Annotated in this window: 19 protein-coding genes and 2 tRNA genes; 16 read left to right on the top strand and 5 right to left on the bottom strand. The window is 65.7% G+C overall.

Annotation, left to right across the window (positions count from 1 at the left end):
* Window positions 1–297 precede the first annotated feature (297 nt).
* The 5 genes from PG2093B_RS01195 to PG2093B_RS01215 all read left to right on the top strand — a co-directional run bounded on the left by PG2093B_RS01195 (window position 298) and on the right by PG2093B_RS01215 (window position 5,011).
* The gene (locus PG2093B_RS01195; protein WP_129896789.1) at window positions 298–1,722 is read left to right on the top strand and encodes an MFS transporter; all 1,425 of its coding nucleotides are present in this window, start codon (window positions 298–300) and stop codon (window positions 1,720–1,722) included.
* Window positions 1,723–1,818: 96 nt separating this feature from the next.
* The gene (gltX, locus tag PG2093B_RS01200; RefSeq protein ID WP_129896845.1) at window positions 1,819–3,357 is read left to right on the top strand and encodes a glutamate--tRNA ligase; all 1,539 of its coding nucleotides are present in this window, start codon (window positions 1,819–1,821) and stop codon (window positions 3,355–3,357) included.
* Between the two features lie 92 nt (window positions 3,358–3,449).
* A tRNA-Glu gene (locus PG2093B_RS01205) sits at window positions 3,450–3,522 on the top strand.
* A gap of 35 nt (window positions 3,523–3,557) precedes the next feature.
* Window positions 3,558–3,632, top strand: a tRNA-Gln gene (locus PG2093B_RS01210).
* An 80-nt stretch (window positions 3,633–3,712) separates the two neighbouring features.
* Window positions 3,713–5,011, top strand: a complete 1,299-nt coding sequence (locus PG2093B_RS01215) for a metallophosphoesterase (protein ID WP_129896790.1) — start codon at window positions 3,713–3,715, stop codon at window positions 5,009–5,011.
* A 239-nt stretch (window positions 5,012–5,250) separates the two neighbouring features.
* On the opposite strand, the gene PG2093B_RS01220 is transcribed toward PG2093B_RS01215, so the two are convergent.
* Window positions 5,251–6,069 carry an IclR family transcriptional regulator gene (locus PG2093B_RS01220; RefSeq protein WP_129896791.1) on the bottom strand — a complete coding sequence of 273 codons (819 nt, stop codon included), beginning with the start codon at window positions 6,067–6,069 and terminating at the stop codon, window positions 5,251–5,253.
* Between the two features lie 285 nt (window positions 6,070–6,354).
* Here PG2093B_RS01220 and leuC point away from each other — a divergent pair, with 285 nt between their 5' ends.
* The 11 genes from leuC to PG2093B_RS01275 all read left to right on the top strand — a co-directional run bounded on the left by leuC (window position 6,355) and on the right by PG2093B_RS01275 (window position 18,425).
* The gene (gene leuC / locus PG2093B_RS01225) at window positions 6,355–7,758 is read left to right on the top strand and encodes a 3-isopropylmalate dehydratase large subunit (RefSeq protein ID WP_129896792.1); all 1,404 of its coding nucleotides are present in this window, start codon (window positions 6,355–6,357) and stop codon (window positions 7,756–7,758) included.
* A 54-nt stretch (window positions 7,759–7,812) separates the two neighbouring features.
* On the top strand, window positions 7,813–8,493 hold the full coding sequence (gene leuD, locus PG2093B_RS01230; RefSeq protein ID WP_129896793.1) for a 3-isopropylmalate dehydratase small subunit: 681 nt from the start codon (window positions 7,813–7,815) through the stop codon (window positions 8,491–8,493).
* Between the two features lie 50 nt (window positions 8,494–8,543).
* On the top strand, window positions 8,544–8,822 hold the full coding sequence (locus PG2093B_RS01235; RefSeq protein ID WP_129896794.1) for an Lrp/AsnC ligand binding domain-containing protein: 279 nt from the start codon (window positions 8,544–8,546) through the stop codon (window positions 8,820–8,822).
* A gap of 346 nt (window positions 8,823–9,168) precedes the next feature.
* Entirely contained in the window at window positions 9,169–10,515 is a 1,347-nt protein-coding gene (locus tag PG2093B_RS01240; protein ID WP_129896795.1) for an NAD(P)/FAD-dependent oxidoreductase, read from the top strand.
* A 234-nt stretch (window positions 10,516–10,749) separates the two neighbouring features.
* Window positions 10,750–12,075, top strand: a complete 1,326-nt coding sequence (gene murA, locus PG2093B_RS01245; RefSeq protein ID WP_026644207.1) for a UDP-N-acetylglucosamine 1-carboxyvinyltransferase — start codon at window positions 10,750–10,752, stop codon at window positions 12,073–12,075.
* Window positions 12,076–12,155: 80 nt separating this feature from the next.
* Window positions 12,156–13,157, top strand: coding sequence for a lysophospholipid acyltransferase family protein (locus PG2093B_RS01250; protein ID WP_129896796.1), 1,002 nt, complete (start codon window positions 12,156–12,158; stop codon window positions 13,155–13,157).
* Window positions 13,158–13,252: 95 nt separating this feature from the next.
* Window positions 13,253–14,251 carry an NAD(P)H-dependent glycerol-3-phosphate dehydrogenase gene (locus PG2093B_RS01255; RefSeq protein ID WP_129896797.1) on the top strand — a complete coding sequence of 333 codons (999 nt, stop codon included), beginning with the start codon at window positions 13,253–13,255 and terminating at the stop codon, window positions 14,249–14,251.
* Between the two features lie 155 nt (window positions 14,252–14,406).
* Window positions 14,407–15,549: a D-alanine--D-alanine ligase family protein gene (locus PG2093B_RS01260; RefSeq protein WP_129896798.1), complete on the top strand. Its 1,143-nt coding sequence runs from the start codon at window positions 14,407–14,409 to the stop codon at window positions 15,547–15,549.
* 127 nt (window positions 15,550–15,676) lie between these two features.
* Window positions 15,677–16,705 (top strand): DUF4854 domain-containing protein, encoded by a 1,029-nt coding sequence (locus PG2093B_RS08925; protein ID WP_165369667.1) that lies wholly within the window; start codon window positions 15,677–15,679, stop codon window positions 16,703–16,705.
* Window positions 16,706–16,715: 10 nt separating this feature from the next.
* Entirely contained in the window at window positions 16,716–17,324 is a 609-nt protein-coding gene (locus tag PG2093B_RS01270; protein WP_129896799.1) for a DUF4190 domain-containing protein, read from the top strand.
* Window positions 17,325–17,426: 102 nt separating this feature from the next.
* Window positions 17,427–18,425: a CPBP family intramembrane glutamic endopeptidase gene (locus PG2093B_RS01275; RefSeq protein WP_165369668.1), complete on the top strand. Its 999-nt coding sequence runs from the start codon at window positions 17,427–17,429 to the stop codon at window positions 18,423–18,425.
* A gap of 2 nt (window positions 18,426–18,427) precedes the next feature.
* On the opposite strand, the gene PG2093B_RS01280 is transcribed toward PG2093B_RS01275, so the two are convergent.
* The 4 genes from PG2093B_RS01280 to PG2093B_RS01295 form a co-directional block, all read right to left on the bottom strand.
* Window positions 18,428–19,255, bottom strand: a complete 828-nt coding sequence (locus PG2093B_RS01280) for a mechanosensitive ion channel family protein (RefSeq protein WP_129896846.1) — start codon at window positions 19,253–19,255, stop codon at window positions 18,428–18,430.
* 95 nt (window positions 19,256–19,350) lie between these two features.
* Window positions 19,351–20,031, bottom strand: a complete 681-nt coding sequence (locus PG2093B_RS01285) for a TetR/AcrR family transcriptional regulator (RefSeq protein WP_129896801.1) — start codon at window positions 20,029–20,031, stop codon at window positions 19,351–19,353.
* A 139-nt stretch (window positions 20,032–20,170) separates the two neighbouring features.
* On the bottom strand, window positions 20,171–21,391 hold the full coding sequence (locus tag PG2093B_RS01290; RefSeq protein WP_242502765.1) for a DUF2974 domain-containing protein: 1,221 nt from the start codon (window positions 21,389–21,391) through the stop codon (window positions 20,171–20,173).
* A gap of 87 nt (window positions 21,392–21,478) precedes the next feature.
* On the bottom strand, window positions 21,479–22,669 hold the full coding sequence (locus tag PG2093B_RS01295) for a pyridoxal phosphate-dependent aminotransferase (protein WP_129896802.1): 1,191 nt from the start codon (window positions 22,667–22,669) through the stop codon (window positions 21,479–21,481).
* Between the last annotated feature and the right edge of the window lie 34 nt (window positions 22,670–22,703).

The following is a 22,703-nucleotide window of genomic DNA, read 5'->3' on the forward strand; positions in this document are numbered from 1 at the left end:
GCACACAATCGGCATAGGCGAATAGGCGCATAGGCGCACGCCGAACCGGCCATGTGTGCGGGCACGGCTTCGCAGTGGCGGCGGCGCGCGGCACGCATGGCGGCGTCCGCGCGCGCAACGGACCGTGAAGACGGCGGCCGGCCGACGGCGGTACACGCCGACGACCCCGACCACAACAAGTCAATCGACGAACATCCCACCCCAACCCGGCCGCGGGCGGAAGGAATCAAGCCGTGACGCAAAACGGCGCGACGACCGCACGCGGGACACACCGTGAGCAGAAAGGAGCGGCACACCATGGCCTCCAATCACCTCAGCGGCGTCCGCGACGTCGCACAGCGCATCTTCGGCGGGTACGCCGAACTATTGCGCATCCCACACACCGCACGCTTCGCCGTCGGATCGGTCATCGCGTGCATGCCGTTCCCGATGGTCGGCATGACGATGACGATCATGACGCAGCAGTACTACGGCAATTACGCGCTCGCCGGCGCACTGACCGCCGTGCAGGCGATCGCGGGCGCCGTGCTGAGCCCTGTGCTGGGCACACTCGTCGACCGCTTCGGCCAGCGCGCCGTCTCCGTGCCGACGATTGTCGTGTGGATGGTCGCCGCCACGTCGTTCGTCTCGTGCGTGCTCGCGCATGCCAACCCGGCGGTGCTGTACGGTATCGTGCCGTTCCTGGCCGCCGTGCCGCCGTGGGGCGCGATGAGCCGCGCGCGCTGGACGTACCTGATGGGCAGCGACAGGCAGGGCGTCAACCGCGCGCTCTCGCTTTCGGGCGTGTTTGACGAGGCGATGTGGGTCGTGGGCAATCCGCTCGCCTCCACGCTCGCCGTCATCTCGGGTGTCCTCTCGTTTTCGGTGACGGGCCTGTGCGTGCTCGTCGGCGCGCTCATGTTCCTCACCGAGTTCACCACATGCCCGCCGAGCCAGACGCAGCTTGCGCGCGAAGCCGGTCTGACGCGCAAGGAATTCCGCGCGCGCGAAGACGAGAAGGCGCGACTGATGCGCGCGCAGAGCGCCGCGGATGACACGCGCGTGCACGCCACATCCGAAGGGCTCGATGATGCGGCCGTGCAGCAGGCGGCGCGCGAGGCGTACGACCGCGCGATGAGCGGCAAGAAAGACTCGATCTGGGGCCCGGGCCTCATCGCCGTGTGCGTCACATGGTTCGGCCTGGGCGCGTTCCAGTCGGCCGCCGGCATCTCGATCGTCGCGTTCGCCACCGAAGCGAACATGAAACAGTACACCGGCTTCGTGTTCGCGTGCTTCTCGGTGAGCTCGCTCGCCGGCGCGCTGCTGTACGGCGCGAAGAACTGGACGATCCCGCTGTGGAAGCGCTTCTACGTGTGCCTGGCCGTGGTGAATCTGGGCATCGGGTCGTTCCTGTTCGCCAAACACCTGTGGGTGATCATGGTGATCTACCTGATCATCGGCGTGTGCCAGTCGCCCACGTGGATCAACGGCAACCAGCTCATGCTGCATCTGGTGCCGCAGACGCGTTTCACCGAAGGCATGGCGTGGATGGGCGCGATGAACGCGATCGGCGGATCCGCGGGTTCCGCGATCGCCGGCGTGTTCATCGACCGCAACGGCTCGCACGGCGGGTTCATGGTCGTCACCGCGCTCGCGCTCGTTTCGCTCGCGATCGCACTGCTCGGCTTCAAGCAGATCAAGACGAGCACTGAGACGCCCGTGCTCACCGAGATCAGCGCGTGATCGCGTGCGTGCACGTCCGGTTCGCGCGCCACAATGGACAGCATGACTGACACCGATGCTGCAAAGATCATCCAACCCGAAGATTCCGTGGAAGACATGAAGGAGCGCGAGCATGTGAAGCCGGAGCTGCCGGCCGACGTGCGCGTGCGGTTCTGCCCCTCGCCCACGGGCATCCCGCACGTGGGTATGGTGCGCACGGCCCTGTTCAACTGGGCCGAGGCGCGCCACACCGGCGGTACGTTCGTGTTCCGCATCGAGGACACCGATGCGCAGCGCGATTCCGAAGAGAGCTTCAACCAGATCATCGAGGCGCTCAAGTGGCTCGGCCTCGACTGGGACGAGGGCATTGAGGTGGGCGGCCCGCATGGCCCGTACCGCCAGTCCGAGCGTGGTCCGATCTACCAGAAGGTGGCGCAGCAGCTGCTCGACGCGGGCTATGCGTACGAGTCGTTCTCCACGCCCGAAGAGATTGAGGCACGCAATGTGGCCGCCGGCCGCCCCAAGGCGTTCGGCTACGACGGCTACGACCGCAACCTGACCGAGGAGCAGAAGGCCGCGTTCCGTGCCGAAGGCCGCCAGCCCGCGCTGCGCATCAAGATGCCCGACGAAGATATCACGTTCGACGACCTGATCCGCGGCGAGATCACGTTCAAGGCCGGTTCTGTGCCGGACTATGTGATCGTGCGCCCCAACGGCGACCCGCTCTACACGCTCACGAACCCGGTCGACGACGCGCTCATGGACATCAACGTGGTGCTGCGCGGCGAGGACCTGCTGAGCTCCACCCCGCGCCAGATCGTGCTTTACCGCTACCTCATGGAACTGGGCGTGGCCAAGCAGATGCCGCTGTTCGGCCACATGCCGTACGTGATGGGCCAGGGCAACAAGAAGCTCTCCAAGCGCGACCCGGAGTCGAACCTGTTCCTGCACCGCGACCACGGCTTCATCAAGGAGGGCCTGCTCAACTACCTGGCGCTGCTGGGCTGGTCGATCGCCCCCGACAACGACATCTTCACGATGGACGAGATGGTCAAGGCCTTTGACGTGCGCGATGTGAAAGCCAACCCGGCGCGCTTCGACATCGACAAGGCGGTCTCGATCAACGCCGAGCACATCCGCATGCTCGAACCGCAGGACTTCCTGAACCGCTCGGTGCCGTACCTGTTCCGCGATGGCGTCGTCTCCGCCGAACACTGGGACGAGCTCACCGACCGCGAGCGCAGCGTGCTCACCGCCGCTGCACCGCTCGTGCAGCCGCGCGTGCGCCTGCTCGGTGAGGTGGCCGGCATGGCCGGCTCGCTGCTGTCGACGAGCGACTACATCGCGCCGGAGGCCGACGCGAAGAAGCAGCTCAAGGCCACGGCGGGCGAGGTGCTCGACGCCGCGATCGCCGCGCTCGACGCGGTGCCGGAAGCGGACTGGACGACCGACAATCTGCACGAGACGCTCAACAAGGCGCTGATCGAAGACGCCGGCTACAAGCCGCGCGTGGCGTTCGGCCCGGTGCGTGTGGCGATGTCCGGCCGCCGCGTCTCGCCGCCGCTCTTCGAGTCGATGGAGATCGTGGGCAAGCCGGTTTCGATGGCCCGCCTGCGCAACCTGCGCGAGCATCTGGCTGAGATTCAGGCCGCCTGAAGCGCGGAATGAAGCCCGACACGCCGTGATTTGCGCTGATAGGCGCTTATGTGTATATTTTCTATCTGTTGCTTCACGGAGCAACAGATGATGCCCCCATCGTCTAGCGGTCTAGGACTACGCCCTCTCACGGCGCCAACACCGGTTCAAATCCGGTTGGGGGTACGAAGTTCATCATCTTCGGTGATGGACCTGCCAATTGGGATGTGGTGTAATTGGCAACACAGCTGATTCTGGTTCAGCCATTCTTGGTTCGAGTCCAGGCATCCCAGCCAAATAGCCCTCGCTACGGCGGGGGTTTTTGTTTTCCGCGGAGATTGTGCACTGCACGGGCGCGTGCATTACTGTGGGAACTATGAGTGAGCGAGAACAGAGCAATGCGGTCGACCGCGGGGAGCAGCCGCGGCCGTTGTCTGTGTCGGCGCGTCTGGGGCGCCTGCAGTTCCATCGTTCGGGGAAATTCCGTGTGTTGCAGTTGGCTGATGTGCAGGATGGTCCGCACATCTCAAGCGACACGATTCGCCTGATCACCGCGGCGGTCGAGACCGCGCGGCCCGACCTCGTGGTCTTCTCGGGCAATCAGATCGCCGGGTATGACCCCGCCTACGCGGAGACGTATTGCAAACGCCACTGGAAGACGCCGGCGCTCACCCAGCGGCGCGAACTCGCGCTCTCGCACACGCGCCAGCTGGTGCGCGCGTCCATCGGGCAGTGCGTGCAGCCACTCATCGACGCGGGCGTGCCGTGGGCGGTCACGTACGGCAACCATGATTTTCAATGCGGACTGAGCAACGCGCAGCTCGACGAGCTCTACCGCGAGTTCGACGGCTGCGTCAACCCGCCTGCGCCGCCGGCGGACGGCGCCGTGTGCGTGCCGGAGCGCGTGGCCGCGTTGCCGCGCGAGACGGTGTTCGCGTGCGAGTCGGGCACGTTCGCGCTGCCGGTCGCGAACGAGCGCGGCGCCACGGTGCTCGGCATTGTGCTTGTGGATTCGGGCGATTACGCGCCGACCGGCGGGTACGGCGCGCCGAGCCCGCGTGCGCTGCGTTTTCTGCGGCAGGTGCCGGCGCAGCTGGGGCAGGGCGTGCGGTCGATGGTGTTCCAGCACACGGCGCTGCCGCAGTATTACCGTCTGCTCAAGCCGGTCGCGTCCACCGCGGCGCATGCGGTGGAAGGCTACCGCATGTTTTCGGGGCAGTACTATGTGCTCGACGAGCGCGCGACCGAACCCGGCGGGTACTTGGGCGAAGGCGTGAGCAGCCCGGACGACGACAGTGGCGAATTCGCGATCCTCACCGGCACCGGCGCCTACTGCGCGATCGCCACCGGGCACGACCACCGCAACGCATTTGTGGGGCAGTCTGGTGGGCTGGCGATGGTGGCCAGTCCCACATGCGGATTCGGGTCATACGGGCCGATTCCCGAGCGGCGCGCGGCGCGCCTGTTCGAATTCGACATCCGGCACCCCTACAACCCGCGCACGCAGCTGCTCGAGTTCGGGCGGCTCGTGGGCAAGCCAAGCGCGAAGAAGGCGTATGTGTATGGCATGGCGGCGGAGTCGAAGTCGCAGAGCGAAGGCGTGCACCTGCTGCACAAGCCCAACGCCTTCAGCCGCTTCGTGCATGCCGCCGCCAAAACCATCCTCGGCAAGTAGCTGCCAACCATCGTTGGCAAATAGTCGTTACGGGTAGTGCCTTCTTTGCTACGGGTAGTGCTTTTCCCGCCATGTTCCGAGTAGAAATGGCGGAATATGGCCATTTTTGAATGGGGGTGCGGCCGTAGGGCACTACCCGTAACACAAAAGGCACTACCCGTAGCAAATATGGGTAGTGCCTTGAAGGTATGCAGTGCGCACGTGGTTGGTACGTGGTGCGCACGCGCTACGCATGCGGGTCAGCGGCTGGCGCTGGCCTTGATCAGGGCGTCGGTCAGGTACTTGCCGGCGCCCATGACGAGCGGCGCGTAGCGGTGGCCGGGGTTCGAACCCATGCGGCCGCTCGGGCCCGAGATCGAGATCGCGGCGATCACCTGGCCGGACGCGTTGCGGATCGGCGCGGAGATCGAGCACACGCCCTCGTCGCGTTCGTTGATCGACTCGGCCCAGCCGCGCTTGCGCACGGCGGCGAGCTTCGCCGACGAGAAGCGTGCATGGCGCAGGCCCTGGTGCAGGCGGTCGGAATCCTCCCACGCGAGCAGGATCTGCGCGGCGGAACCGGCCTCCATCGACAGCATGGCGCCGACGGGAATCGAGTCGCGCAGTCCGCTCGCACGCTCGACGGCGGCGATGCACACGCGCTGCTCGCCCTGGCGGCGGTAGATCTGCGCGGATTCGCCGGTGCGGTCGAGCAGGGTCTGCAGGATCGGGCCGGCCGCGGCGAGCAGGCGGTCCTCGCCTGCGGCGGCCGCGAGCTCGGCGAAACGCGAGCCGAGCACGAAGCGGCCGTGCTGGTCGCGCAGCACAAAGCGGTGGCGTTCGAGCGCGATCGCCAGGCGGTGCGCGGTGGGGCGCGCGAGCTTCGTGGCGGTCACGAGCTGGCCGAGCGTGGCGGGGCCGGACTCGAGCGCGTCGAGGATCTTGACCGTCTTGTCGAGCACCCCAACGCCGGAGTGGATCTCGTTGTCGGCCGGTTGTGCCGCTTCCGCTTGGGAAGCAGTGGTGGACTCAGCGGCGGTGTGCTGTTTGGATTCTGCGGAAAGCGTATTTGAAGTCATGACTGAATTATGCCATCTCACATTCTGAAATGCAAAAGCGATGTGTCTAAAAGTCGTGCCCAATGCTCCAAAACCGTGCTGCCACACCGGTGAAACCGTTGTCATTCCAACGGTTGAGCAGTGCAACGTATCTCCATCAAACCTCCACATCTCACATACCGGCACATTACGGAAGTCTTGACTAATCAACCCATACGCTATATGGACGTGAACAACGCGGGGCTGGGCGACGCCATGGCCACACACGCCCCTGCGCCTTATGAATACTCTGAGGAGGATCCACCTATGGGAATGACATTGGCCGAGAAAGTCTGGGCTGATCATTTGGTGCGTAAGGGTGACGACGGTGCTCCCGATCTGCTGTACATCGACCTGATGCTCATGCACGAAGTGACGAGCCCGCAGGCGTTCGAAGGCCTGCGCCTCGCCGGCCGAAGCCCGCGCCACGTGGACCAGCTCATCGCCACCGAAGACCACAACACGCCCACGGTAGACATCGACATGCCGAACCCGGACGAGACGAGCGCCACGCAGCTGAGCACGCTCGAGAAGAACTGCCGCGAATTCGGCGTGCGCCTGCATCCGCTGGGCGACGCGGACCAGGGCATTGTGCACGCGTTCGCCCCGATGCTCGGGCTCACGCAGCCCGGCATGACGATTGTGTGCGGCGACTCGCACACGTCGACCCATGGCGCGTTCGGCGCGCTCGCGTTCGGCATCGGCACATCCGAAGTGGAGCATGTGATGGCCACACAGACGCTGAGCCTCAAGCCGTTCAAGACCATGGCCATCAACATCGAGGGCGACCTGCCCGAAGACGTGAGCGCCAAGGACATCATCCTCGCGGTGATCGCCAAGATCGGCACCGGCGGCGGCCAGGGCCACGTGCTCGAATACCGCGGCAAGGCCATCGAGAACCTCTCGATGGACGCGCGCATGACGATCTGCAACATGAGCATCGAAGCGGGCGCGCGCGCCGGCATGATCGCGCCCGACGAGACGACCTTCGAGTATCTCAAGGGCCGCCCGCACGCGCCGCAGGGCGAGCTGTGGGACCAGGCGGTCGAATACTGGAAGACGCTGAAGACCGACGACGACGCCGTGTTCGACGCCGAGGTGACGTTGCGCGCCGAGGACCTCGAGCCCTTCGTCACGTGGGGCACCAACCCCGGCCAGGGCCTGCCGATCTCCGCGAGCATCCCCGCGCCCGAGGACTTCGCCGACGCGACCGAGCGCGCCGCCGCCGAGCGTGCGCTCGCCTACATGGGCCTCGAGCCGGGCACGCCGATCCGCGACATCCCGGTGGACACCGTGTTCATCGGCTCGTGCACGAACGGCCGCATCGAGGACCTGCGCATCGCCGCCGAGATCATGAAGGGCCGCAAGAAGGCCGATTCGATCCACCGCGTGCTCGTGGTGCCGGCGTCGTCGCGCATCCGCCTGCAGGCCGAAGAGGAGGGGCTCGACCGCATCTTCACCGAGTTCGGCGCGGAATGGCGCAACGCCGGCTGCTCGATGTGCCTGGGCATGAACCCGGACAAACTCGTGGTGGGCGAGCGCTCGATCTCCACGTCGAACCGCAATTTCGAAGGCCGCCAGGGCAAGGGCTCGCGCACGCACCTCGCCTCGCCGGCCGTGGCCGCCGCCACCGCCGTGCGCGGCACGATCTCCACACCGGCCGACCTGTGAGCATGGCCCCGGCTTATCCAGACCGATTTTTGAACAGAGGATGTTGATTCAACGATGGAAAAACTCACCACTCTCACCGGTACGGGCGTGCCGCTGCGCCGCTCGAACGTGGACACCGACCAGATCATTCCCGCCGTGTTCCTCAAGCGCGTGACGCGCACCGGCTTCGACGACGCGCTGTTCTACGCGTGGCGCCGCAACCCGGACTTCGTGCTCAACAAACCGGAGTACGCGGACGGGCAGATCCTGGTGGCCGGCCCCGACTTCGGCATCGGCTCGTCGCGTGAACACGCGGTGTGGGCGCTGCACGACTACGGCTTCCGCGTCGTCATCGCGCCGCGCTTCGCCGACATCTTCTACGGCAACACCGCCAAGAACGGCGTGCTCGCCGCGATCATGCCGCAGGAGTCCGTGGAGCTGCTGTGGAAGCTGCTCGAAGAGGAGCCGGGCCGCCAGATGACGGTGAACCTCGAGGACCGCACCGTGACGTGCGGCGACGTGGTGCTGCCGTTCGAAGTGAACGACTACGTGCGCTGGCGCCTCATGAACGGCTACGACGACATCGACCTGACGCTGCAGCACGAAGACGACATCGCGGCCTACGAGAAGATGCGCGCCGAACGCTTCCCGTTCAAGCCGAAGACGATCCCGGTGCTGCGCGAACCCGAGGCCGCAGTGGTCTCCGCCCGCGAGCCCGAGGCCGGCGACTGGCCCGGTCCGATTGCCGAACGCTGAGGCCGCGTCGTAGCATAGGAGGCACCACCAGTAACGAACAAGGAGGCAGCATGGCTGATGCGATTGTGCTCATCACCACGGAAAGCGACATGGTGAGCGAGGCGGCGAAACGCATCGTCGAACTCGACGGCGTGCAGGACGTCTATTCGGTGGCGGGCGACGTGGATCTGGTTGCCGTGGTGTCCACCGACCACTTCGAGGACCTGACGAGTGTGATCCCCGAGGGGATCGACAAGGTGGACGGCGTGGTCGGCACCCAGACCCTGATGGCCTTCCGCACCTACTCCCGTGAAGACGAGCAGGCCGCCTTCGATCTGGGCGGCGACTGATCCTGGGCGAACACACAGGCAAAACAACCCCATCGGGGCTGAAACAACGGATGTTTCGGCCCCGTTTTTTCGTATCTCGCTTACGCGGGTGCCTTAACCATGGCGCCCAAGGGTATACACGGTGGAATTTCAAGGGGCATCAAGGGTCATAGGGGGCACCCCATGAATTATGGCACCCGCGTAAGCGAGATACGAACCGACACCGCCAATCCTCGAAGCGCGAACACTCTCCACACCGCCGCATGGTGGCCTATCATCGCAACTAGCTGCAGGCGCCATTCGTTGAAGCGCCTCACGCCACGCACGCACACCGCGGGCAGGGCGCACATATGTGTAAGGAGTTGCCATGACCACCGTCGCCATCGTCGGCTGCACCCATGCCGGCACATTCGCTGCCACTTCGATCCTGCGCGAGCACCCCGATTGGAGCGTGCACGTATTCGAGCGCGGCGACACGCTTTCGTTCCTCTCATGCGGCATCGCGCTGTGGGTGGGCGACCATGTGTCCGACCCGCGCAAGATGTTCTATTCCTCACCCGCCGAACTCGAGAAGCTCGGTGCCACGATGCACATGCGCACCGACGTGACCGACATCGATGTGGCCGGCAAGACACTCGAGTTCCGTAGCTTGGAGACAGGCGACTCGCAGACGCTGCGGTTCGACAAGCTCGTGGTTACCACCGGTTCGCGCCCGGTGGTGCCGTCTATCCCCGGCATCGAATCCGACCGCGTGCAGCTGTGTAAGAACTGGGACAACGCGGTGCAGATCAAGGAGCGCGCGCACGGCGCGAAATCGGTCGTGGTGATCGGTGCCGGCTACATCGGCGCCGAACTGGCCGAACAGTTCAGCACAATCGGCGTGGAGACCACGCTCATCGACGCCGCCGACCGTGTGCTCGCCAACAATTTCGACAAGCTCATCACCGACCAAGTGGAGGAGCGCTACCGCAAGCACGGTGTGACGCTCGCGCTCGGCGAGAAAGTGACCGCCTTCACCGACAACGCCGACGGCACGGTGACCGTGACCACGACCGGAGGCGCCTACACCGCGCAGTTCGCCGTGCTCGCCGTCGGGTTCCTGCCGAACACCGACCTGGTGCGCGGCCAAGTGGACACGCTCGCCAACGGCGCGATCATCACGAACGAGTACATGCAGGCTTCGGTGCCATACGTCTACGCCGCCGGCGACAGCGCCACCGTGCATTACAACCCCACGGGCGAACTCGACTACATCCCGCTCGCCACGAACGCCGTGCGCCAGGGCGCGCTCATCGGGCAGAACATCGATGTGCCGACGCGCACATACATGGGCACGCAGGCCACGAGCGCCGTGCAGCTCTATGACCTGTCGCTCGCGGCGAGCGGCCTGACGCAGGCGGGCGCCGACCGCCGCGGCATGGACGTGCGCTCGACCGAACTCGTGGAGGATTACCGCCCGGCGTTCATGCTCTCCACCGCGCCGGTCACGTCGATCCTGAGCTGGGACCCGCAGACACGGCTCGTCAAGGGCGCCCAATTCTGCTCGACCGCGGACATCTCGGGCGCGGCGAACACGGTGAGCGTGGCCATCCAAGCCGGGTTCACGATCGACATGTTGGCGAACGTGGACTTCCTGTTCCAACCGAACTTCGACCAGCCCGTCTACTACGTGGGCGCGGTGGCCGCGAAGGCCGTGGCGGAGCAGGGCGCCTGACGCCCGCCCGTGGCGCGCGCCGGCACCTCACACGCGCCACGCATATTACATGCCTTATGGCAAACTGGTTGCCTGACATCGCCGCCGGACGAACTGCCGGCGTGGCGCGGCGCGGAAATAAAACCGCGCGCCCGACTGTAGAGATAACCAGACAATCAGACTCGGCCCACACGCGGCACCGGACCATGCGCCGGCGCCGCGCATTGTGTGCACCACTGGCGAAAGAGGATAGACGTGGTCGAAACAACAGATGACGTGCTGCATGTTGTGGGCGGCAAGCCGCTCAACGGCACCATCAAGGTGCGCGGCGCCAAGAACTTCGTGAGCAAGGCCATGGTGGCGGCGCTGCTGGCGCCCGGCACGTCGGTGCTGAAGAACGTGCCCGAGATCCGCGACGTGCACGTGGTCTCCGACCTGCTGCGCCTGCACGGCGTGGACGTGGACGTGAACGGCGATGACGGCATTGTGACGATCGACGCGAAGAACGTGCAGCTCGCCGACGTGGCCGACGTGGACACGCTCTCCGGCTCGAGCCGTATTCCGATCCTGTTCTCCGGACCGCTGCTGCACCGCCTGGGTGAGGCGTTCATCCCCGCGCTCGGCGGCTGCAACATCGGCGGACGCCCGATCGACTTCCACTTGGAGACGCTGCGCAAGCTCGGCGCGGACGTGGACAAGGAACATAAGGACGGCATCCACATCACCGCCCCCAACGGCCTGCACGGCGCGAAGATCCACCTGCCGTACCCGTCCGTCGGCGCCACCGAGCAGACGCTGCTCGCGGCCGTGCTGGCCGACGGCAAGACCGAGCTTTCCGGCGCCGCCACCGAACCCGAGATCATGGACCTGGTGGCCGTGCTGCAGAAGATGGGCGCGATCATCTCGGTGGACGTGGACCGCACGTTCCGCATCGAAGGCGTCAAGGAGCTCAAGGGCTACACGCACACCGCGCTCACCGACCGCATCGAGGCGGCGAGCTGGGCTTCGGCCGCGCTCGCCACGCACGGCGACGTGTTCGTCAAGGGTGCCACGCAGCCCGAGATGATGACGTTCCTCAACGTGTTCCGCAAAATCGGTGGTGAGTTTGACATCACCGACAAGGGCATCCGCTTCTGGCACCCGGGGGGTGACCTCAAGCCCGTGGCGATTGAGACCGACGTGCACCCCGGCTTCATGACCGACTGGCAGCAGCCGCTTGTCGTGGCGCTGACCCAGGCGAACGGCCTGAGCATCGTGCACGAGACGGTGTACGAGAACCGCTTCGGCTTCACCAAGCCGCTCACGCAGATGGGCGCCACGATCCAGCTGTACCGCGAGTGCCTCGGCTCGTTGCCGTGCCGCTTCCAGCAGCGCAACTACAAGCATTCCGCGGTGATCTTCGGGCCCACCCCGCTCGAAGGGCGCGACATCGACGTGCCGGACCTGCGTGGCGGCTTCAGCCACCTGATCGCCGCGCTGACGGCGAACGGCCCGTCCGACGTGCGTGGCATCAGTCTGATTGACCGTGGCTATGCCGATTTCCGCGGCAAGCTCACCGCGCTCGGCGCGCAGATCGACTGATTCGACGCCCCCCTGATTTCCATGCGGCCCATTGTGCCCGCCGCCCGGGCATGTACCGGCGGTGCGGCACAATGGGCCGCATGGCATCCAAAGGAAAACCGTCGCCGCGCTCCGCGGTCAGACCGCTCAGTGACGCGCAGGTCGCCAAGCTCGCGGCGCAATACGACCTCGTGGACCCGACCCGCCCATACCCGACTGGGCGCATCGAGCCGAACGAGCAGGAGATCAACGAGCAGAATCCGAAGCTCACCGCGCGTCTGGTGAAAGGCTGCGCGAAGGTGCTGCGCGCGAGCTGCCGCCTGCGCGCGTGGGGCCTCGACAATGTGCCCGTCGACGGTCCGTACATCACCGCCGCCACGCATGTGACGCAGTTCGACGTGTTCGTGCCGATGATCGCCATGTTCGAGATGGGCAGGCGCCCCCGCTTCATGGCGAAGGCCGAGATGGGCAAATGGCCCATCCTCGGCAAATGGTTCCGCGCCGTGGGCATGCAGCCAGTGCCGCGCCGCAGCGGCAAGGCGCGCCAGATTGAAGAGGAGTCGATCGCGATCCTGACCGGCGGCCGCCCGCTGACGATCTGGCCGGAAGGCACCGTGACGCGCGACCCGCAGAAATGGCCGATGAGCATGAAGAACGGCGTGGGGTTCATCGCCCTCGAGGCCTCGCGCCGGCTCGGCCGGCAGATCCCGCTGTACTGCGCCGTCACATGGGGTGCGGCGAGCATCAATCATTTCTGGCCGTGGCCGCGCAAGAACGTCGTCATGTGCTACGACGTGCGCCTCGATTACAGTGACCTGCTCGAAGACGTGGACGACTGGGGCCCCGAGCCGCCGGTCGAATACGCGAACGAACTGGCGCGGCGCATCCGCGTGCGCATGAAGAACGTGATGGCCAACATCCGCGGCGAGCAGCCGCCGAAGGGCTTCTTCGACTACCGGATCATGAAGGAAGTGCCCGAGACGGGGCCGTTCGCCGACCCGCACCAGGTGGATGCGCGTGCGCTCGCACAGGATCCGATCCCGATGTGCGGTGGGGTCGGTGACCTGCCGGATATGCCCGTGCACGCCCAGCCAAGAGCATAATCACGCGCGGCCTGCGCAAAAGGGCCAACAATAGAAACCAGTGCACCGCCGCCCACCGTATGCGCGGCGGCACGGCTGAATAAAAGGAGCAGAGTATGGCGAATATTACGGTATTGGGTGCCGGCGCATGGGGCACGGCATTCGGTCAGGTGCTTGCGGACGCTGGCAACGATGTGATGATGTGGGCGATCGAGCCGGAAATCGTCAAGGCGATCCAGACCGAGCACCGCAATCCGGTTCGTCTGCCGAGCGTGGAGAAGCTGCCCGACTCGATGACCGCGACCGGAGACCGCGCCGAAGCCGTGGCGCACGCCGACGTGGTCGTGGTGGCGATCGCCGCGCAGTTCGCGCGCCAGGCGCTCGAGGAGTTCAACGGCCTGATCCCCGACGAGGCCGTGGTCGTCTCGCTGATGAAGGGCATCGAACAGAAGACCGGCAAGCGCATGGACCAGGTGGTCACCGAGGCGCTCGACCTGCCCACCGACCGGTTTGTGGCCATCTCGGGACCGAACCTGAGCAAGCAGATCGCCGCGCGCGAACCCGCCGCGACTGTGGTCGGCTGCACCGACATCGACGTGGCGCGCCGCGTGGCGAAACTGTGCACGACCGACTACTTCAAGACCTTCATCACCGCCGACGTGATCGGTCTGGAACTGTGCGGATCGCTCAAGAACGTGGTGGCGCTCGCCGTGGGCATGTCGCACGGCGCGGGCTTCGGCGAGAACACGGCCGCGATGATCGAGACGCGCGGCCTGACCGAGATCAAGGACGTCGGCACGGCGGCGGGCGCCCTGCCCGAGACCTTCTATGGCCTGGCCGGCGTGGGCGACCTGATCGCCACCTGCGGCTCGCCGCTGTCGCGCAACTACACCTTCGGTTACAACCTGGGCAAGGGCATGAGCGTGGAGGAAGCCACGAAGGCGAGCAACGGCGTCGCCGAAGGCGTCGCCACGGCGAGCGCCGTCGTGGCCCTCGGCGAGCAATACCATGTGTGCACGCCGCTCGCCAAGGCGGTGACGCGCCTGCTCGATGACGGCATCTCGTTCAAGCAGATGATCGCGGAGATGTTCCCCGCCGACGTGACGGTGGAGTGACGCCGCGGTATGTGACGTTGGTGTGGCCCCGGCGGGCGGTGCCCTGCCGGGGCCTTCGCATGCATGCGTCGTGGCGCGTCCTCTCGTTGCCTGTGCGGAGTATTCTGGGTGCCGTTGTGCAATCCGGGTTTTGGAGCAAAAGGACGAACTGAACTATGGCAGACAAGAAGCGCGTGGCCGTCATGTACGGCGGCAAGGCCGACGAACACCCGATTTCCTGCATTTCCGTGGCGAGCGTGCTGCGCGCGCTCGATACGAGCCGTTTCGAGCCGGTGCTGATCGGCATCACGAAGCAGGGCGAGTGGATCGTGGACGGCGACGACCCGCGCCAGTGGGCGCTCGACAAGGGCCTGCCGCAGGTGGAGCGCACACCCGGTTCGCGCAGCGTCGTGCTGAGCGTCGGCGAAGGCGGTGATGGTTTCTACGCGCGCAATGCCGACGGCACACTCGAATCCTTGGGGCATATCGACGTGGTACTGCCGGTGCTGCACGGCCCGTACGGCGAAGATGGCACCATCCAGGGCCTGTTCGAGATGATGGGCGTGCCATACGTGGGGTGCGGCGTGCTCGCGAGCGCCGCGGCGATGGACAAGCACTATACGAAGACGCTGCTCGCGGCCGCCGGCATCGCCGTGGCGCCCGGCGTGGCGCTCGACACGCGCCTGTATGACGCGTCGGACCGCTTCGCCGCCGACGGCGAGCGTTTTCTGGATCTGGTGGACGAGGCGGGGTTGCAGTACCCGCTGTTCGTGAAGCCGTCGCGCGCTGGCTCGAGCTTCGGCGTGACGAAGGTGGAGCGCGTGGGAGACGCGGAGGAGCTCGCCGCCGCCGTGTATGAGGCGAGCCTGCACGACTGGCGTGTGATTGTGGAGCAGGGCATCGACGCACGCGAGATCGAGTGCGCGGTGCTGCGCCCGCGCGGCGAGGAAGAGCCGCGCGTGAGCCTGCCTGGCGAGATCGTGCTTGACCGCCGTGCGCAGGATGACGACCAGTTCTACGATTTCGACAGCAAATACATGGATGCGCAGGCGAGCCACGCCGAGGTGCCCGCGCACATCCCTGACGAACTGATCGAACGGGTGCGCGCGACGGCATTGAAGGCGTTCCTGGCGATCGACGGCACCGGTCTGAGCCGCGTCGACACGTTCGTGACGCCGGGCGGCGATGTGCTTGTCAACGAGATCAACACGATGCCCGGGTTCACGTCGATCTCCATGTACCCGAAGGCGTGGGAAGCCACCGGCATCGCGTACACCGACCTGATCACCACGTTGATCAACGGGGCGTTGCACGCCTGACAGGCGGGCACGTGTGCCCAACCAGCGGACGGCGTCTGGCGCGGCGATGGGCTTTCAGTACACTGGGATGCACATCGCGCGCGTCCGCATGGCGCTGTGCGGAGTACCTCCCGGAAGGAAAGAAGTGATGACGACCCCAGAGAACCCGTACAACGGCAATCCGTACAATGGCGGCCCGTACGCACCGGGCACCGGGCAGCCGGCCGACGAGACACAGCAGTACGGCCAGCCTGCGCAGCAGCCCTACGGCCAGCCTGCACAACAGCCGTATGGCGCGCCGCAGGCCGAGCCCACGCAGGTCATGCCGGACTACGGGCAGATGCAGCCGAACCAGTATGCGGCACAGGAGCAGCCCACGCAGGCCTTCGACTACAGTCAGCAGGGCCAGCAGCAGTACGGCGGGCAGATCCCGCCGCAGATCCCGCCGCAGGAGCCGATGGTTGGCTATGGCGCGCCGCAGAGCAACGACAAATGGAACGGCCTGGTGATCGCGGGGTTCGTGTGCGCGTTCCTGGTTCCGATCGTCGGTCTGATCCTGAGCATCATCGGCATGGTGCAGATCAACAAGAACGGCGGCAAGAGCAAGGGCATGGCCATCGCCGGCATCATCGTCTCGGTTGTGGTGATGGTGCTCAACGGCCTGCTCGTGTTCTCGATGCTCAACGCCGCCAACAGCGCCGTGCGCACGGCGGCCACCGCGTCGCAGAGCCCGTCGGTCTCGTCCTCCTCACCAAGCGCGACCGACCCGGACATTGACGACCTTGACACCGACATCGACGACTTGGACAGCGGTCTCGATGATTTCGACGCCGACGTGGATGCACTGCCGGACGGCGTGACGCTCGAGGACCTGCTGAATATGCCCACATTCAAGGAGCAGATCGAACAGCAGACCACCGCGGGCATGCCCGACAACATGGACATGAAGGTCAGCGCCAAGGGCAACACCCTCACCTTTGACGCCACGATCAACGAATCGCTGACGGACGACCAGATAGAGCAGGTGCGCAGCATGGCCGAGTCGGCGCTCGGCTCGCAGATGGAAGAGATCGCCAGCAATCTCAACAGCGAGCTCGGCACCGACGACGTGGTGGTGCACCTGAGCATGAAGCTCGCGGACGGCCAGACGATCATCGACAAGGATTACACGGAGTGAGGCACAGCAGATGACCCAACCAACCAACCCATACGGCGGTGAGCAACCCCGGTACGGCGCGCCACAGCAGCCACAGGCCGAACAGCCGAACCCGTACGCGCAGGAACACGGGTATGTGGGCCAGCAGCCGTACACCCCGCCGGTCTATGGGCAGGCGCAGCAGCCGTATGGCGAGTCCTATGCGGGCCAGCAGCCCTACGGGCAGCCGTATGCGCAGCAGCCGGCCTACTACCCGCAGGACCGCTGGAACGGCATGGCCATCGCCGGCTTCGTCTGCTCGTTCTTCTTCAGCATCGTCGGCCTGGTGCTGAGCATCATCGGTTATAACCAGACCAAGAAGACGGGTGAGAAAGGCAAGGAGCTCGCCTTGGCGGGCATCATCATCTCGGGCCTGTCGATTGTCATGACCGTCGTCATGATCATCGCGTTCGTGGCGATCGGCGTCAGTGTGGCCGGCGTGGCGCTCGAGGAGCTCGACACCACCAGCACAAGCGCCGTGTGCGACCCGTACAGCGACGTGTGCGACGACGCCACGGTGCAGACCGGGTACCACAGCGCCGCGGAGCTCGCCGCGCGCGAGACGCCCGAGGCGCTGCTCGCCGGCCTGACGATCCGCTAGCCGAAAGAGACCCAACCTCCCATGACCATGCCCCCACAGCAGCAACGCCCACAGCACCCCCAACCGCAGCGGCCGCCGACGCATTGGCCGCCCGTACCGCCCATGGCCGCCGTGCGGCCGGCGCCGGCGCCATCGCCGTGGCATGCGCGCATCACGACGGCGAAGCGCGCCTATTCGCGTGCAGGCGCCGCCATCACACTGATGCTCGTGGTGTGGGTGCTGTTGGCGCTGCTGCTGCAGGGGGCCGTGGCAGGCATGCTGCGCACGCCGCAGCTTTCCATGTGGCTGAGCGTGGTGATCTCGAGCGGCGTGCTGTACTGCATCGCGCTGCCGCTCGGGTTCATCGTGCTGCGCACCGAACCGATGCTGCCCACACGCAGGTTCACGCTCAGACCTTCACAGTTCTTCATGTATCTGCTGATCGCGTTGCCGATCACTTATGCCGGCAACATCATCGGCATCCTGCTTTCTGCCGCGCTTTCGGGCGGCCGGGCGAGCAACCGCATCCTCGACATGACCGGCGGGTCGGATTGGGCCGTCAACATCGTGGCCGCGGTGCTGCTCGCGCCGATCGTGGAGGAATGGCTGTTCCGCAAACAGCTCATAGGCCGCCTGCGCCGCTTCGGCGAACTGCCGGCGATCCTGGTCTCCGCACTGTTCTTCGCGCTGTTCCACCTGAACCTCTTCCAGTTCTTCTACGCGTTTGGGCTGGGCGTGCTGTTCGGCTACGTTTACACACGCACGAGCAAACTGCGCTACACGGTGGGTTTGCACATGCTCATCAACGCCAACGGCGGCATGGTGGCCCCGTGGTTCATGAACCGGATGATGGCGGTCGTGGAGGCGCACCCCACGGCCGAGACGATCACGAACGCGCAGATGGGCGCGCTGCTCGGCGGCTTCGCCTATGCGTTCGTGCTGCTCGCCGCCACACTGGCCGGCCTCGTGCTGCTCATCGTGCGCTGGAAGCGCCGCGAATTCTATCTGGCGCCCGAACAATTGCCGAGTGGCGCCGCGGGCCGTGCCGCGTTCGGCAACCCCGGCGTCATCACCTGCATCGCCGTCGGTGCGCTCGGCACACTGCTCATGCTGTTCACGTGAGGTTATTCGCCGCTGCCGCTCGCATCGCGTTGCGTGGCGAGCAGGTCGCGCGCTTTGGCGTCGCCGCTCGCCACGAGGTCGGTGAACAGGTCGGATGAGCTCACCGAGCGTGTCACGGCGTCGATGAGCTGCGCCTGCGAGGCGTGCGGTTTGGCGTAGGCGATGATGTTGCCGGTCACGCCGGCGGGTGAAAAGCCTGTCAGCCGTACGATCGGCGGATTCGTGTGGTCCATCAGGCCATGCGCGGACTCGTCGATTTTCGACAAAAGCTCATTCGTCAGGCGCGTCGTGTCCACATTCGGTTTGGCGGTGAAGGGGATGGTGACGCTCGCCTCGTTGTGCGGGTCGAGTTTTTCGAGCAGCGTGGTGTTCAACACCGAGTTCGGGATCATCATCAGGTTGCCATCGCGTTCGCGCACCACGGTCTGCCGCCATGTGACGTCCTGCACCTCGCCTGTGATGCCCGAGATGCGCACCATGTCTCCGGGCTGCAGCACATGCGAGAACATGAGCTGGAATCCGCCGATCGTATTGGCGATGGAATCCTTGAGTCCGAGGGAGACGGCGAAGCCGCCGATGCCGAGCGCGGTGAACAGCGTCATCGGGTTGATGCCGAACACCGGCTTGAGCACGATCATGGCGGCCACGGCCCAGATGAGCACGCGTGCGAGGTTGACGAAGATCGAGGCGTCGGGCATCTGTGTTTTCTCGAGCGCCTTGCGCAATGCGCGCGAGACGAGGCGGGCCGTCACATATGCGGCCGCGCAGACGATGGCCAGAAAGATGATGCGCGACGAATGGCCTTTGAGCCAGTCCAAGGCTTGGTGCATATCCATGTGTTCCATACCACTCCTGACGTGCGTGCGGGCGCCGCCGGGCGGGCGGCAGCCTCCATCATAGGGGGTGTGCGCAACCGGGTGCAGGGTCAGACGCGGTACGCCTCAAGGCCGGCGATCGCCGAATCCTTGCCGCCCAGGTGCGCGGAATCCAAGTACAGGCGCTCCCAGAAGCCGTCGGTGTCCTGACGCGACATCGACACATACAGCCCCATGGCCAGCACGGCCACGTCGCGGTCCTGCACTTCGCGCAACGTCACGGTGTGGCGCATGCTCGGCCAATGTGACAGGAGCGAGAGGATGCCGCCGACCGTGAAGTCGAGCAGCACCCGCTTCGTGTTGTTGATCGAGTTCGGCGTTTCGTCGAGCAGGCTCAGCAGCGTCAGGCGCATGAAGTCGCGCAGCGAGTCCACGAGATCGCGCGTGCTGTGGTCGCTCGTCAGCAGCGCCAGGCGGTCGATGTGTTGGATGTTCTCCGGCGAGGCGACCATCGACGAGCAGAACGTGTGCCAGACCACGAGCGGGTCGTCGTGCGAATCCGGCACAGGTGGCAACGGCAGCCGTTCGATTTCGACCATGATCGCGGAGTCGGCGAGTTCGGGCAGGCCGGAGAAGTGGTAATAGAACGAGTTGCGGTTCACACGCGCCTCGTGCACCACGTCGGTCACGGTGATCTTGCCGAAGGGGCGGTCGGCGAGGAGCGTCCAGAAGGCGTTCTCCAATCGCTCCTTGGCGGGGAGAATCTCTGAATCGCGACGCGGCCTCGGCATAATGCGCTCCTTCGTGAAAGGCCGACGGTTTGCGGCCCTTCGTACCGTTGCATGGTGTATCTGTGTTCTCAAGTCTATAAGCGCCGCGCCGATTCCGCCGCGACCATGGCTGCGGGCGAAAAGCCGCACATTTGGTCGATTAGTGATGGAATGTGGCACCGGCGAACATCCACAGCGCCTGGTTGATGTATTTGCGTTCCTCGGCGCTCAGGCCCACATAGCTGCCCAGCATGCCGGGGATGATGCGCGGGCCGGCCGTCATCAGTTCGGTGATCGTGCCGTGGCCGGCGGAGGTGAGCACGCGGAACAGCGCCTCCACGCCGTGTTCCCGCTGGCGCTGCGTCATGCCGCTGAGCCACGAGTTCATCGCCTCGGCGAAGGTCTGCGAAGCCGGCGTCACATCAGGCGCCCGCGCAAAACGGTCGCCGTGCATGAGCCATGTGTAGCAGGAATGCTGCATGAGGCCGTCGGCGTTCGATTCGACGACGATGCGCTGCGCGTGCGGCGAATGCGTGAGCAGCATGCCGATGATCGACCCGTCGGGGATCACACGCGTGATGCGGTGCACCACGGTGCTGTATTCGTAGCTGTGGATCACCTCGGGGCTGAACCCGGGCCCGTCGAGCGTGTAGATGCGTGTGATGCGGTCCTTGACGGCGTCCGGGGCGTTCATGGCCGCGTAGATGGCCAGATTGCCGCCCTTGGAATGCCCGGTGAGGATGATGTCGCCGCCCCACAGCGAGCCCACACGCTCAAGATAGTCGGCGGCCTGCTTCTGGGCGGGCACCGGGTAGGTGAACGCCATGTTGAAGTCCTCTTTCCACCCGATGAGCGAATCGTCGGTGCCGCGGAACGCCACCACGAGCGTGCCGGTGGGCAGCAGGAACGTCATGGCCGCGAACTGCGTCTGCTGGCTCATGTCGAAGCGCTCGTCGGCGGCGTTGATGCGCGTGACGGCGAAGCGCGGGTTGTGCGCAATCGAACGGTAGAACTGGCGCGGTGTGCCCGCCGGTATAAATCCGGCGTGCTCCTCGAGATACGGGTGGTGCTCTTCGTACAGCGTCAGCTCCTGCTCCACCTGCCGCATCGTGGGGCCGCTGAACGGCACGCGCACAAGCGCCTGCGCCGAAGCCACCGGGTGCCGCCAGTCAAAGGAATGCACGCGCCGCGACAGCGAGCCATAGCGCGCCATAAGCGACTTGAGGCGCGGCACCGACGGCGGGATCCGGTCGTAGCTGAGCAGCGCGAACACGAGCGCGTCGGCCGTCTGGAACGGGAACTCGGTGAAGTCCCGCGTCTGCGTGCGCGCATAATCGAGAATCGTGCTCGTGTGCTGCTCCTCCACGTATGCTCCCGTCACTCAAGCGGGCACCGGGTGGCGCGCCGCGTTCGTCTCAATTCTAGGGGACGGCGGGCGGGTGCGCGGGCATTCAGCTGCTGGGCGTGCTCAGCGGCCGTAGCGCTCGCGCATGAACTGCTCGAGCCGCTCGATTGCGCGCTCGAGATGATCCGTCTCCATGCAGTACGACAGGCGCAGGTGCCCCGGCACGCCGAACGAATCGGACGGCACCATGAACAGGTCGTATTCCATCGCCTGCTCGCAGAACTCCATCGCGTCGGGGTTGGGTGACTGCGGAAAGATGTAGAACGTGCCGCCCGGCTTCTCCACCGTGAACCCGAGCCGCACGAGCGCGCCGTACAGCAGCTCCATGTTGCGCTCGTACACGGCGAGGTCGCTCGTCTTGTCGATCACGCGCGCTACGGCGAGCTGCATGCTCGACGACGGGCAGTTGTGCCCGATCGTGCGGCTGATCTGCGCGAACATCGGCACCAACAGCTCGGCGTGCTCGGCGCGCGGATTGACCGCCACGTACCCGATGCGCTCGCCGGGCAGCGAAAGCGCCTTCGAGAACGAATAGCACGTGAGTGTGTTCGCGTAGAAGCGCGCGGGGTAAGGCTGCTCGGCGCCGCCGAACATGATCTCGCGGTACGGCTCGTCGCTGATCAGGAAGAGGCTGTGGCCCCACTCGCGCTCGCGCTCCTCGAGGACCTGCGCGAGCCGGCGTAGCGTCTGCTCGGAATAGACGGCGCCCGAAGGGTTGTTCGGCGTGTTGATGAGCACAGCCGCCACGCGCGGGTTCAGCGCGCGCTCAAACGCGTCGAAATCGATCTGGAAATGCGCGGTGTCGGCCGGCACCACAGTCAGTGTGGCGCCCGTGCCCGCCACATACGGCTGGTATTCGGGGAAGTACGGCGCGAACGTGATGATCTCGCTGCCCGGCTTGGTCACCGCACGGAACGCGTGCGCGAGCGCCGCGGTCGCGCCGGCGGTGGGGAAGATGTGCGCGGGCGTGTAGTCCATGCCGAAGCGGCGGTTGAGCGAATCGGCGATCGCGCCGCGCACCGACTCGATGCCGACGGACGGGCTGTAGCCGTGTAGCGCGTACGGCGCCTGCGTCTCGTAGAGGTCGATCATGGCGCGCGTGAACTCCGGCGCGCATGGCACGCTCGGATTGCCGAGCGAGAAGTCGAAGACCTCGCTTGCGCCGATCTGCGCACGGCGGGCGCTTGCGCGTTCGCCGATCATGCGGATCACGGATTTGCCGTTGAGCATGGCTTGGTATGTTGCGTTGATCATGGGGTCTTCTCCTGTTCGCCCGGGGCTGCGCCAC

The organism is Bifidobacterium pseudolongum subsp. globosum, assembly GCF_004155535.1.
Lineage (GTDB): Bacteria > Actinomycetota > Actinomycetes > Actinomycetales > Bifidobacteriaceae > Bifidobacterium > Bifidobacterium pseudolongum_C.

Coding starts and splice junctions, on each gene's coding strand:
- PG2093B_RS01220 (WP_129896791.1), bottom strand. CDS start 6,069: ATGACTTCAAATACGCTTTCCGCAGAATCCAAACAGCACACCGCCGCT.
- PG2093B_RS01295 (WP_129896802.1), bottom strand. CDS start 22,669: ATGATCAACGCAACATACCAAGCCATGCTCAACGGCAAATCCGTGATC.
- PG2093B_RS01195 (WP_129896789.1), top strand. CDS start 298: ATGGCCTCCAATCACCTCAGCGGCGTCCGCGACGTCGCACAGCGCATC.
- PG2093B_RS01235 (WP_129896794.1), top strand. CDS start 8,544: ATGGCTGATGCGATTGTGCTCATCACCACGGAAAGCGACATGGTGAGC.
- PG2093B_RS01240 (WP_129896795.1), top strand. CDS start 9,169: ATGACCACCGTCGCCATCGTCGGCTGCACCCATGCCGGCACATTCGCT.
- PG2093B_RS01275 (WP_165369668.1), top strand. CDS start 17,427: ATGGCCGCCGTGCGGCCGGCGCCGGCGCCATCGCCGTGGCATGCGCGC.
- PG2093B_RS01250 (WP_129896796.1), top strand. CDS start 12,156: ATGGCATCCAAAGGAAAACCGTCGCCGCGCTCCGCGGTCAGACCGCTC.
- PG2093B_RS01270 (WP_129896799.1), top strand. CDS start 16,716: ATGACCCAACCAACCAACCCATACGGCGGTGAGCAACCCCGGTACGGC.
- PG2093B_RS01215 (WP_129896790.1), top strand. CDS start 3,713: ATGAGTGAGCGAGAACAGAGCAATGCGGTCGACCGCGGGGAGCAGCCG.
- gltX (WP_129896845.1), top strand. CDS start 1,819: ATGAAGGAGCGCGAGCATGTGAAGCCGGAGCTGCCGGCCGACGTGCGC.
- PG2093B_RS08925 (WP_165369667.1), top strand. CDS start 15,677: ATGACGACCCCAGAGAACCCGTACAACGGCAATCCGTACAATGGCGGC.
- PG2093B_RS01285 (WP_129896801.1), bottom strand. CDS start 20,031: ATGCCGAGGCCGCGTCGCGATTCAGAGATTCTCCCCGCCAAGGAGCGA.
- leuD (WP_129896793.1), top strand. CDS start 7,813: ATGGAAAAACTCACCACTCTCACCGGTACGGGCGTGCCGCTGCGCCGC.
- PG2093B_RS01260 (WP_129896798.1), top strand. CDS start 14,407: ATGGCAGACAAGAAGCGCGTGGCCGTCATGTACGGCGGCAAGGCCGAC.
- PG2093B_RS01280 (WP_129896846.1), bottom strand. CDS start 19,255: ATGCACCAAGCCTTGGACTGGCTCAAAGGCCATTCGTCGCGCATCATC.
- leuC (WP_129896792.1), top strand. CDS start 6,355: ATGGGAATGACATTGGCCGAGAAAGTCTGGGCTGATCATTTGGTGCGT.
- PG2093B_RS01255 (WP_129896797.1), top strand. CDS start 13,253: ATGGCGAATATTACGGTATTGGGTGCCGGCGCATGGGGCACGGCATTC.